Below are 11,828 nucleotides of genomic sequence, written 5' to 3' on the forward strand. Positions count from 1 at the left end.
CAGGCTGTGACTGACGACCTCGCACGCACCCCGACCGCTGTCGACTCGATCGCCGAGAACTTCCACAAGAAGTCGATCGAACTCTCCCCGATGTGGGGCACCTACATCGGTTCGCCCGATCGACAGGACGAACTCGACGACTTCTCCCCCGCCGGCCTGGCCGAGCGCAACACCCTGCTGCGCGAGACGCTCGCCGCGCTGGACGGTGTCACCGCCGAGGACGACGTCGACAAGGTCACCATCGACGCCATGCGCGAACGCCTCGGCCTCGACATCGAGCGGTATGACGCACTCCTCGAGCACTCCGCACTCAACGTCATCGCATCGCCGTTGCAAGACGTGCGGGACACCTTCGACCTGATGCCGACCGACACCCCCGAGCAGATCGCCACGATCGGCCGACGGATGCGCGCCATACCGAAGGCGCTCGACCAGTGGTTCGAGTCCCTGCACGTCGCCGCCGACAAGGGCGTGGTCAGCCCGATCCGCCAGGTCACGGCCTGCATCGAGCAGACCAAGGACCACACCGCCGACGACGGCTACTTCAGCGAACTGAAACGCCAGCACCCGGAGATCGCCGAGGACATCGACGTCGCAGCGCAGGCCTACGCGAAGGCCGGCGACCGACTCCGCGAGGAGATCCTCCCCCTCGCACCGGAGTCCGATGCGTGCGGCCGTGAAGCCTACGGACTGAATTCCCGCTACTTCCTGGGTTCCACCGTCGATCTCGAGGAGACGTACGCCTGGGGCCAGGAGGAGCTCGCGCGCATCACCGCGCAGATGCAGGAGGTCGCCGAGCAGATCAAGCCCGGCGCGACGGTCGAGGAGGCGATGGCGGCCCTGGACACCGACCCCGACTACCTCCTGCACGGCACGGACGCGCTGCAGCGGTGGATGCAGGGCAAGGCCGACGAGGCGATCGAGAAGCTCGGCGGCAGCCACTTCGACATCCCGGAGCCGGCACGAACCATCGAATGTTGCATCGCCCCAACGCAATCCGGCGGCATCTACTACACCTCGCCGAGCGAGGACTTCTCCCGCCCGGGCCGCATGTGGTGGTCGGTGCCCAAGGGCGTCGAGGAGTTCAGCACCTGGCGCGAACTCACGACCGTCTACCACGAGGGCGTGCCCGGGCATCACCTGCAGAACGGTCAGACGATCTTCCGGTCCGATCTGCTCAACACCTGGCGCCGCCTCGGCGTCTGGTGCTCCGGGCACGGCGAGGGCTGGGCCCTGTATGCCGAGCGGCTGATGGACGAGCTCGGCTTCCTGGAGGACCCGGGCAACAAGCTCGGCATGCTGGACGGCCAGTCGTTGCGCGCGGCACGCGTGGTGCTCGACATCGGCGTCCACTGCGGCTTCGAGGCACCGGCCGAGGTCGGCGGCGGCGAATGGACCTATGACAAGTGCTGGCAGTTCCTCAACGCGCACTGCGACATGCCCGAGGGTTTCCTGCGCTTCGAACTCGATCGTTACCTCGGCTGGCCGGGCCAGGCTCCGTCATACAAGATCGGCGAGCGGATCTGGATGCAGCTACGCGAGGAGGCCCGCGCACAGGAGGGCGACGACTTCGATCTCAAGGCGTTCCACCGTCGGGCGCTCGACATCGGCTCGGTCGGCCTCGACACGCTACGGGCTGCGGTGCTGCGCACGCTCTGATCGGCGTGGTGCTGCGAAGATAACCAGGTGCATGTCGCGTTACCGATCTTCCTGCTGACCGCGGCGGTCGTCGTACTGGCGACCGTCGCGCGCCGCGTCGGCCTGTCGGCGCCGCTGGTCCTGACCGGCGTGGGTGCGGTGACGTCGTTCCTGCCGTTCATGCCGTACCCGTTCGAGGTCGATCCCGAGATCATCCTGCTCGGCTTCCTCCCGCCGCTGCTGTTCGCCGCCGCGTCCAACTCCTCGCTCGTCGACCTGAGCCGCGAGCGGCGGCAGATCCTGCAGATGTCGGTGCTGCTCGTGCTGTTCACGGCTTTCGGCGTCGCTCTGGTCGTCTGGAAGCTGCTCGACATACCGTTCGCGGCCGCGGTCGCGCTCGGTGCGGTCGTCGCACCTCCGGACGCCGTCGCGGCAACGGCCATCGCACGACGCATCGGCCTTCCCCGACGCGTGGTGTCCGTGCTGGAGGGCGAGTCCCTCTTCAACGACGCAACCGCTCTGGTCACGGTCAACACCGCCAAGGGTCTGATCGCCGGGGGCGCAGGCGCCGCAACGGTTTTCACGGCCGGGCGCGACTTCGTGTGGGCATCGATCGGCGGCGCCGCGATCGGATTCGTCGCCTACCTGCTCGTCGCCTGGGTATGGCGCCACGTGACCGACACGGTCACGATCGTCGCGCTGAGTTTCCTCAGCCCGTGGATCGCCTACCTGCCCGCCGAGGAGCTCCATGCTTCGGGTGTCATCGCGGCCGTGGTCTGCGGTGTCGCGACCGGCCACGCGGCCCCGAAGATCCAGACCGCGCAGTCCCGCGTCGCCGAGCGACTCAACTGGGCATCGGTGACGTTCCTGCTGGAGAACATGGTCTTCCTGCTGATCGGCCTGCAGACCAGGACGATCGTCGAGGGAGTGCGTCGCTCCGACAGCGGGTTGGCGCGAACGCTCGCGATCGCCGTCCTGATCCTGCTGACCGTGATGGCGCTGCGGCCCATCTGGCTGCTCGGTTCCGAGCTGATCAGCCGCCGGCTGGGCTGGTCCAGCACAGCGATGAGCGGCCGGGAGACCGCGATTGCGTCGTGGGCGGGAATGCGCGGCGTCGTCACGCTCGCGGCCGCATTCCTGCTCCCGCACGACGCCCCGCACCGCGAGGCGATGGTCTTCATCGCCCTGTTCGTGACCCTCGGGACGCTGATCATCCAGGGCTTCACCCTTGGCTTCGTCTCCCGCCGACTCGACCTGCACGGACCCGATCCCCGCGAGGACGCCCTGCAGACCGCGCAGCTCACCCAGGCCGCTGTCAATGCCGGCAACCGACGGCTCGAGGAGGAACTGGACGACACCGAGTTCGAGATCCCCGAGCAGGTCATCACGACATTGCGTCACCAGGGCGCGCGCCGTGCCAACCTCGCCTGGGAGCGGCTCGGCCACGGCGACGGGACCAGCGAGACGCCGTCCGACGCCTACCGGCGGTTGCGGTCGGCGATGCTCGACTCCGAGCGCAGCAAGGTGCTGAAGATGCGCGACAAGGGCGTGATGGATCACGAGGTGCTCCAAGCGGTCATGGGCTCGCTCGACCTCGAGGAGTCGATGATCGCGCGTGTCCACGAATTCGACCGCAGCCTGACCGAACGCATGCTGCTCACCCCCGAGGAGCGCCAGTTCGGCTGCGAGCACCTGGCCGAGGCGCCGTTCGCGGTCGACCCGAACACTCCCGAGGGCTGCGAGGAATGCCTGGCCGACGGCACCGTCTGGGTCCACCTGCGACTGTGCCTGTCCTGCGGGCACGTCGGGTGCTGCGACTCCTCGGTGGGCAAGCACGCCAGCAAGCACCACGCCGAGACCGGGCATCCGGTCATGCGCTCCTTCGAACCCGGCGAAGGCTGGCGCTGGTGCTTCGAGGACAGTGTCCTCGGCTGATCCATTGGCTGCACTCCTCAGCGCTGACGCGGCGTCGAGAGCTCACGAGTTCGCGCTCGCCGCGCGACGTCACCGATCGTCGTCGCAGCGTGTCCTCAACGCCGCACTTCCACAGACTCGTGAGATGACGCAATAGGCTTGCCGCTCGTGACCGTCGAACTCATCCTCGCCTCCGCGTCCCCCGCCCGTCTGGCCACCCTGCGATCGGCCGGTGTCGAGCCCGAGGTGATCGTCTCCGACGTCGACGAGCCGGCGGCGATCGCGCGTGCGGAGGCCGGCCTCGGTCAGGCGCTGGCCACGGATGAGGTCGCCCTTCTGCTCGCGCGCGCCAAGTGCGAGGCGGTGGCCGCCGGGACCGATGCCGACGCCCTGGTGCTCGGCTGCGACTCCGTGCTGGAGTTCGACGACCAGACGTTCGGCAAGCCGGCCGACGCCGCCGAGGCGACCGAGCGCTGGCGACGGATGCGCGGCCGCTCCGGGACGTTGCACACCGGGCACTGGATGGTCGACGCACGGGACGAATCCACTGGCGCAACCTTCGGTGTCGTCGCCTCGACCGTGGTGCATTTCGCGGATCTCAGCGACGCCGAGATCGAGGCGTATGTCGCCACCGGCGAGCCGTTGCAGGTCGCCGGAGCCTTCACCATCGACGGGCTGGGCGGTCCGTTCGTGCGTCGCATCGAGGGCGACCATCACAACGTGGTCGGACTCAGCCTGCCGGTGCTGCGGGACATGCTCGCCGAGGTCGGCGTCACGTTCAATCAGTTGCTGGGCTGACCGACGGCATCCGCATCAACCGGGGAAAGGCCAGCACGACGACCCCGGACAGCGCGAGCAGCACGGCGAAGGTGACCATCGCCTCCTCACCGCCGACCGTGCCGATCAGGAAACCCATGGTCGCGGGCGCCAGCGCGGTCAGCACGAGCGACAGCACGTTGTCGGCGCTCATCACCCGGCCGAGCCGGTCGGCCGGGGTGCGGTCGGTCAGCACGGCGATGACCGCGGCGTTGCACGGTGCCAGCAGGAACGTCGCGCACGCCATCAGGATCATCAGCACGACCGGTGCGTGCACGTACGCCATACCGGCGAAGGCGACCGCGCCGACGACCGGTGTCAGGAACATCAGCAGCCCGACGCTCATCCGCTCCAGGATCCGGCCGGCCAGCAGCGACGCGAGCAGCATCGAGACGGCCATCGCACTGGAGACTGCACCGATCCACGCCGGCGCGGTGCCCCGCTGCTGCATGGTGATCGTCACCGACACGACCAGGCCGGTGCCGGCGAAGTTGAGCACGGTCGACAGCAGGGTGATCGTCCGCAGCAACTGGTGCCCGAAGAGGAACTCCAGTCCGGTGCGGATGGAGGGCAGCAACGGTTCCCGGTCCTGGGTGGCGACACCCGGCAACGGCGTACGAACCCGGGACGCGCACACGATGGCGACCAGATAGGTGAGCGCGTCCGCGACCATCGGCAGGCCGCGGGTGATGCCGAAGAGGAAACCACCGATCGGCGGGCCGGCCAGCCCGGCCGTCGCCGAGCGCACCTGGTTGTTGACGGCCGCGCGCGGTATGTCGCTCTTGCGCACCACGTGCCGGACGGCGACCTGCTCGGCGGGGTTGTAGAAACTGTTGGCGACTCCGCCGCACGCGGCAGCGAGCATCAGGTGCGGCACGGTGATGTGGTCGGCGAAGACGGCGATGGCGACCGAGAGGTATGCCGCGCCGCCCAGCGCGGCCGCCGAGATCATCGTCCGCCGGCGGTCCCACCGATCGACGAGCGCACCCGCCGGCAGACCGACGAGGACCAGCGCCATCGTCGTCGCACCGGCGACCAGGCCGACGGCGAACGGACTACCGGTCGCCGCGAGGGTGATGAGCGGGAACGCCAGGCTGCTCATCCGGCTACCGAGGCTGGAAACGGCACCGCCGGCTATGAGGAACGCGTAGTCGCGGTTATGGCTCAACGGCGGTCGATCCACGTCGTCGGTCCCCACCGTCGCGCGCCCCCTTTCGTGCACTGTCACGCTGCCCCACACTGCCATCCCGAACCGGACGGTAGGGGTTGTGGAAGGTAAGGGTTTGGTCAGGAGTCCAGATCACCCGCCCGCAACGCCACGGCGACCCGTTCGGCGGGTCTAGCTTCGTTCTTCGGACAGCTATGCACCCGGCCACCGAAGGAGTCGTATGTCGACCGTTCCCGCATCGACGAAACTCACCGCGGATCAACGAAATTCGTTCGCTGCGGCATACCTCGGCTGGGCGATGGATGCGTTCGACTACTTCCTCGTCGTGCTCATCTATGCCCAGATCGCGAAGGACTTCGGCAAGTCGCTGACCGAGATGTCGCTGATCACGACGATGACGCTGATCATGCGTCCGGTCGGGGCGTTCATCTTCGGGCTGTGGGCCGACCGCGCCGGGCGCCGTGTCCCGCTGATGGTCGACGTGGCGTTCTACTCGGTCGTCGGGTTCCTGTGCGCGTTCGCACCGAACTTCTGGGTGCTGATGATCCTGCGGATGCTCTACGGCATCGGCATGGGCGGCGAGTGGGGCCTGGGAGCGGCGCTGGCCATGGAGAAGATCCCGGCGCAGCGCCGCGGCTTCTTCTCCGGCATCCTGCAGGGCGGTTACTCGATGGGCTACCTGCTCGCCTCACTGGCCTTCCTGGTGCTGAACACCTGGTGGGGGCTGTCCTGGCGATGGATGTTCGCACTCTCGATCATCCCGGCGATCATCTCGCTGATCATCCGCGCCCGCGTCGAGGAGTCGGAGGTATGGCGGGAGAGCCGCCAGCGTTTCAAGTCGACCACCACCAGCGTCGGCGACATCATCAAGAACCCGACGATCTGGAAGCGGTTCATCTTCCTGGTGCTGCTGATGACCGCGTTCAACTGGATGAGCCACGGCACGCAGGACGTCTACCCGACCTTCCTGAAGGAGACGTCCGACCACGCGCTCGGCTTCGCCAAGTCGACGGCCACCTGGATCGCGGTGGTCTACAACATCGGTGCCATCATCGGCGGTGCGGTCGCCGGCGCACTGTCCGAACGGTACGGCCGCAAGACGCTGATCGTCCTGTGTGCCGTGCTCGGCCTGCCGATCGTGCCGCTGTTCGCCTACTCCACGTCGGTCGGCATGATCATCCTCGGCTCGTTCCTCATGCAGGTGATGGTGCAGGGCGCGTGGGGCGTCATACCGGCGCACCTGACGGAGCTGTCCCCCGACGAGATCCGCGGCTTCTATCCCGGGGTCACCTACCAGCTCGGCAACTGCCTGGCCGCCTTCAACCTGCCGATCCAGGAAGCCCTCGCCTCATCGCACGGCTACCCGTTCGCATTGTCCGTCACCATCGTGCCGGTCTTCATCGCCGTCATCGTTCTCACGCTGATCGGCAAGGAACAGAAGGGAATTCAGTTCGGGACACGTGACACGAGCGTTGTTGCTGAAGCCAGCGGCTGACGAACCAGCTGGGGGTTCCGTGCCCGGACGTCGCCGCCACAGGCACGGAACCGACGGCTCAATGGTGCGGCCGGTGGCCGCGTTCCTGATGCGGCATCTGCTGCTTGCTGCCCGGAAACGTCGGTGCGGGATAGTGCTCGACCTCGTACTGAGCACGTGCGAGTTCCGGCCCGGTGTCCGGCAGCCGCGGGGGTCGTTGCCCGCCTCCACCGTGCTGGAAGACCGAGGTCAGGTCACCGAAGGTGCGTCGTCGCCAGTCGGTGATGTTCGGCTCGCGAACACCGGTGAACCGCTCGAGGAACTGCAGCACCGAGGTGTGGTCGAAGTTCTGGCTGGACACCCAGCCGCCCGCGGTCCACGGTGACACGATCAGGCACGGCACGCGGTAGCCACCGCCGATCGGGAGCCCGCCGATGAACTCGTCCGGAGTCCCGGCGGGCGGAGTCGGCGGCACGACGTGATCGAAGAGCCCGTCGTTCTCGTCGTAGTCCAGGATGAAGACCGTCTTCTTCCAGACGTCGGGGTTCGACGCGATGGCTTCGATCTTGGAGGCCACGTAGTCCGCGCCGGCCGCCGGCAGATAGTCGGGGTGTTCGGACTGTGTACTGGTCGGGAGGATCCAGGACACCGCAGGCAACCGGTCGTGCTTGGCGTCGTACTCGAAGGTGCCGTGCGAGTCGACGCTCATCCCCTTCTTGTAGAGCGGCGACGACGGTGACGCCTCCTGGAAGTTCTTGAAGGTCGACAACATGTTCGTGCCGTAGTTGTCCTCTTCCTGGTAGACCTTCCAGCTGACGCCAGCCGCCTCCAGCCGCTCGGCGTACGTCGTCCAGGTGTAGCCGCCGTTGTGCTCGACGTTGGAGATGATTGGGCCGCCGCCGGTGCCGCCCGGGTCGATGGTGCCGGTCATCCAGTACATCCGGTTCGGCCACGTCGGGCCGAACACCGAGCAGTGGTAGTGATCGCAGATGGTGAACGCGTCGGCAAGGGCGTATTGGAAGGGGATGTCCTCGCGCGTGTAGTAGCCCATGACATAAGGGCCGTTCTCCTTGTCGGCCGCGCGGTGCGCGGGCAACCATTGGTCCATCGTCCCGTTGTTCCAGGCCCGGTGCTGCACGCTCCACGCGTGGCTGGTCGACGGAATCGCCTGTGCGCTGGTACGTCTGGTGTCCAAGTGGAACGGCAGCAGATAGCCGTCCGGATTGACGCTGTCCGGCTGGTGGAAGACCGATCGGCCGTTCGGGAGCCGGATGGCTCGACGGTCGTCGAACCCGTCGACGCCGGAGAGGGTGCCGTAGTAGTGATCGAAGCTGCGGTTCTCCTGCATGAGCATCACGACGTGCTTGATATCGCGCATGCGAGGTGCCGTGGTCGGGGTGTCGGCGAGCGCCTTCTGGACGCTGGTCGGCAGCAGGGACATCGCCGCCGCCATACCGCCGCTCGCTGCAGCTGCACCGAGGAAGCGCCGGCGTGTGAGGTGGGCCATGAGAAACCTTTCAGGTTCGTGGATTTCGGCCACACACGAGAGAACTCCTGCGACGGCGACGCTCGATCGAGTTCGAGGGAAACAGCAAACGTCCCCTTGCTTACCAATGCGATTACCCAGTCTTGTTTGCCCACAACAAAATTCGACCATCATGCACGTGCGCATCCCCCATCGTTCGCTACCGCGTCACACGGAGGACGGGCCGCACGATGTGCGCATTGACTTGAAGTCAACTTGAGGTATCACAATTGACACATGATCACTTGTGCCACCTGCGCGGTGGAGTATGACGACCTTGCCGGCGACCGCGACTGCCCCATCTGCGTCGACGAACGACAATATGTGCCGGCCACCGGCCAGGAATGGACCAGCGTCAAGCAGTTGCTCGCGGACGGGAGCCGGGTCGACGTCCACGAGTTGCATCCCGGTCTGACCGCGGTCCACTCGGATGCCGGCATCGGGCAGACCGGTCTGCTGGTGCAGACCGACGCGGGCAACCTGCTCTGGGACCCGCCGGGCCTGATCGACGACGCCGCCGTGGAGGCGGTCGCCGCCCTCGGCGGGATTCGGTGGATCGCACCCAGCCACCCGCACATGTTCGGCGTCCAGCTGGAGTGGTCGGCAGCGTTCGACGACGCCCCGGTCTACGTCAATGCCGCCGACACCGAGTGGCTCGGCAGGCGCGGACCGGCGATCACCGAGTGGGACGACGAGGTCACCCTCACCGAGGGACTGACCCTGATCAAGGTCGGCGGCCACTTCCCGGGCAGCGCCGTGGCGCACTGGGCGCAGGGTGCCGACGGACGTGGCGCGCTGCTCGGCGGTGACTCGATCACGCCGAACCCGGACCGCCGGACGGTTGCCTTCATGCGGTCCTATCCCAACCGGATTCCGTTGTCCGCCAACGTTGCCCTGCGCATCGCCGCACGTGTGGAGCACCTGCAGTACGACGAGATCTGGAACAACTTCGGGCGCAGTGTGCCGACCGACGCGGCCGCCGCGGTGCAACGCTCCGCGCAGCGCCACGCCGCTTGGGCACGTGGCGACTACGACCACCTGACCTGATCAGGCGGGCGCGACGTCGGCCAGCAGCGGCATCCGGCGCAGTGGTCCGACGAGGACGATCACGAGCGCGCTCAGCAGGGTCAGCCCGCCGAGCACGATCAGCGAGACCTCGCCGTTCCACCACTCCACCAGCAGTCCGCCCACCACGGGTGCCAGCGGTGACATCCCCATCAGCAGGGTCATCAACGTGCTCTGCACCCGACCCTGGATGGCGTCCGGTGTGATCGTCATGATGTAGGTGAAGAAGCCCGCGTTGACCGCCGGTATCAGCAGGAAGCCGATCACGAGCAACGCCAGCACTGCGGCGTAGCCGTGGACCAGTGCACAGGCGACCAGGCAGACTCCGAGCAGCACCGTGCCACCGATCAGCACGCGCCCGGCCGCCAGCTTCTTCAGCACGGCCGTGGAGATCACCGCACCGACGATTGTCGCGACGGCAATCGCGGTCTCGGCGAGGCCGATGCCCGCAGGACGAACGCCGCGCTCCTGCAGCACGACGACGAGCACCAGCATGAAACCGTTCACCGCGAAGTTCAGCAGTGTCGCGACGATCACGACTGACCGCAGCACATCGTTGCGCCATACGAACCGAAGCCCGGATCGCATTGCCCGCAAAGGCGGCTCGTGCTCGCCGCCTTCGGGTGGCGGAGCCGGGAGTGGCGTCCGGATCGACATGGCTGCTATCGCCGAGACGATGTATGACGCGACATCGGCCAACACCGGCAAGGAACGGGAGACCGAGAAGAGCAGGCCGCCCAGCGGCGGGCCGATCAGGCCGGTCACCCCCTGCCGGCCCTCGACCACCGACATGGCGGTGCTCAGGTCTTCAGCAGGCACAACGGTTTTCGTCGCCAGGGTGTCGGCCGGGCCGAAGACCGCTTCTGCCGCACCCACCACGATTCCGGCGGCCACCAGCTGCCCAATGGTGAGCACGTCCGCGGCATACGCCAGCACGACCGTCGCGTATGTCGCCGCTGCCACCAGGGCCGACCACACCATCGTCGGCCGCCGGTTCCATCGATCGACGAACGCCCCCGCCGGGACACCCGCGATAACCAACCCGGCGACGACTGCTCCCCCGACGAGGCCCGCCAAGGCGGCGTTGCCGGTCATCCAGAGCGCCAGCAGCGGGAACACGAGCCCGCTCATCCGCGAGCCGATGCCGTTGAGGGTGTTGCCGACCATCAGCAATTGGAAGTCCCGATTGCGCCAGAGCGCGGGCCGGGCCGGAGCCGCGTCGGTGGACGTGCCTGCTGATGTCATGACGGCCAGCTTGCCCCTCACCACCAGGATTCCGCAAGTAACTTTGCGCAACTCTATTTGCGCATTGTTGATTGCGAATTCTGCGTCTCCTCCGGCACAGTGGTCCCGTGAGCACTCCACCGGACCGGTCGCAACCGAAACGACTCGGCGACCCGCGGGAACTCAAAGCGCTCGCCCACCCGCTGCGCATGCGACTCATCGTCGAACTGGTCACCCGAGGTTCGGCGCGCGCCGTCGATCTGGCGAAAACCGTTGGTGAACCTGCCAATTCAGTGAGTTTTCACCTCCGGCAACTTGCCCGCTACGGACTCATCGTCGAGGACACCTCACATGCCGCGGACGGTCGTGAACGCTGGTGGCAGGTGGTGTCCGATGCGGGATTCCGCACCGACATGAGCGAGCTGCGCAAGCTGCCCGGTGGAGCACAGGCTGTCGGGTCACTGGAGAATCTCACCCAGGAGATCGCCCACGCCGCCATGGCAGTTGCTTTCAGCGACACAGATGAGCCGAACGGTCCCAAGAGCTGGTTCAACGACTTCGGCCTGCACTTGTCACGGACCGAAGTCGAGGAGTTCCAGGACGACGCGTGGGACCTGACGTCCCGTTGGATGGAGCGCTCCCGGCAACTTGCCGCGTCCGGCGACGGCGTCGAGCGGCATACCTATGTGGGCTTCTCCTTCGGCGCCCCCGTCAACGATGTGCTTCGCGCCGAAGAGTCCGCAGAGGGAACCACTCCCGGCCAGGCTTCGCGCGAGAAGTAGGCTGCGGAACGCAACAGGTTCGCGGTGTGCCGAGTGATCAGCATGACGCGTCGCAAGAGGGAACCCGGTGTGATTCCGGGACTGCCCCGCAGCGGTATGTGAGAACGACCTCCGTCATACGCACTGGCCTCCGGCTGGGAAGCGACGGACAGTAGGCGCCTTTCGGCGGGCTCACGAGTCCGAATACCTGCCTGTCGCCCGAGCCCGAACCCGGGTTCGGTC

Annotated in this window: 9 protein-coding genes and 1 riboswitch; of the genes, 6 read left to right on the plus strand and 3 right to left on the minus strand. The window is 67.1% G+C overall.

Features of this window, described 5'->3' with window-relative positions; genetic code table 11:
* Positions 1-6: 6 nt before the first annotated feature.
* The 3 genes from ACZ50J_RS16495 (at position 7) to ACZ50J_RS16505 (ending at position 4,350) form a co-directional block, all read left to right on the plus strand.
* Positions 7-1,659: a DUF885 domain-containing protein gene (locus ACZ50J_RS16495; protein ID WP_464298241.1), complete on the plus strand. Its 1,653-nt coding sequence runs from the start codon at positions 7-9 to the stop codon at positions 1,657-1,659.
* Between the two features lie 27 nt (positions 1,660-1,686).
* Positions 1,687-3,573 (plus strand): Na+/H+ antiporter, encoded by a 1,887-nt coding sequence (locus tag ACZ50J_RS16500; protein ID WP_464298242.1) that lies wholly within the window; start codon positions 1,687-1,689, stop codon positions 3,571-3,573.
* Positions 3,574-3,720: 147 nt separating this feature from the next.
* The gene (locus ACZ50J_RS16505) at positions 3,721-4,350 is read left to right on the plus strand and encodes a Maf family protein (RefSeq protein WP_464298243.1); all 630 of its coding nucleotides are present in this window, start codon (positions 3,721-3,723) and stop codon (positions 4,348-4,350) included.
* Here the strand turns inward: ACZ50J_RS16505 and ACZ50J_RS16510 are convergent.
* Positions 4,331-5,614: an MFS transporter gene (locus tag ACZ50J_RS16510; protein ID WP_464298244.1), complete on the minus strand. Its 1,284-nt coding sequence runs from the start codon at positions 5,612-5,614 to the stop codon at positions 4,331-4,333. The genes ACZ50J_RS16505 and ACZ50J_RS16510 overlap by 20 nt on opposite strands.
* A gap of 142 nt (positions 5,615-5,756) precedes the next feature.
* Here ACZ50J_RS16510 and ACZ50J_RS16515 point away from each other — a divergent pair, with 142 nt between their 5' ends.
* Positions 5,757-7,031 carry an MFS transporter gene (locus tag ACZ50J_RS16515; RefSeq protein ID WP_464298245.1) on the plus strand — a complete coding sequence of 425 codons (1,275 nt, stop codon included), beginning with the start codon at positions 5,757-5,759 and terminating at the stop codon, positions 7,029-7,031.
* Between the two features lie 58 nt (positions 7,032-7,089).
* Here the strand turns inward: ACZ50J_RS16515 and ACZ50J_RS16520 are convergent, their stop codons facing one another.
* On the minus strand, positions 7,090-8,517 hold the full coding sequence (locus ACZ50J_RS16520) for an alkaline phosphatase family protein (RefSeq protein ID WP_464298246.1): 1,428 nt from the start codon (positions 8,515-8,517) through the stop codon (positions 7,090-7,092).
* Between the two features lie 255 nt (positions 8,518-8,772).
* On the opposite strand from ACZ50J_RS16520, the gene ACZ50J_RS16525 reads away from it, so the two are divergent.
* Complete coding sequence (locus tag ACZ50J_RS16525) at positions 8,773-9,582, plus strand: MBL fold metallo-hydrolase (protein WP_464298247.1); 810 nt, start codon at positions 8,773-8,775, stop codon at positions 9,580-9,582.
* Here the strand turns inward: ACZ50J_RS16525 and ACZ50J_RS16530 are convergent, their stop codons facing one another.
* Positions 9,583-10,845, minus strand: a complete 1,263-nt coding sequence (locus ACZ50J_RS16530) for an MFS transporter (RefSeq protein WP_464298248.1) — start codon at positions 10,843-10,845, stop codon at positions 9,583-9,585. It lies immediately after the preceding gene.
* A gap of 107 nt (positions 10,846-10,952) precedes the next feature.
* Here ACZ50J_RS16530 and ACZ50J_RS16535 point away from each other — a divergent pair, with 107 nt between their 5' ends.
* Positions 10,953-11,606 (plus strand): helix-turn-helix domain-containing protein, encoded by a 654-nt coding sequence (locus tag ACZ50J_RS16535; RefSeq protein WP_464298249.1) that lies wholly within the window; start codon positions 10,953-10,955, stop codon positions 11,604-11,606.
* Positions 11,605-11,815, plus strand: a riboswitch (cobalamin riboswitch). (Overlaps the previous gene by 2 nt.)
* Positions 11,816-11,828 lie beyond the last annotated feature (13 nt).

It is taken from the genome of Flexivirga sp. G2, from assembly GCF_055397625.1.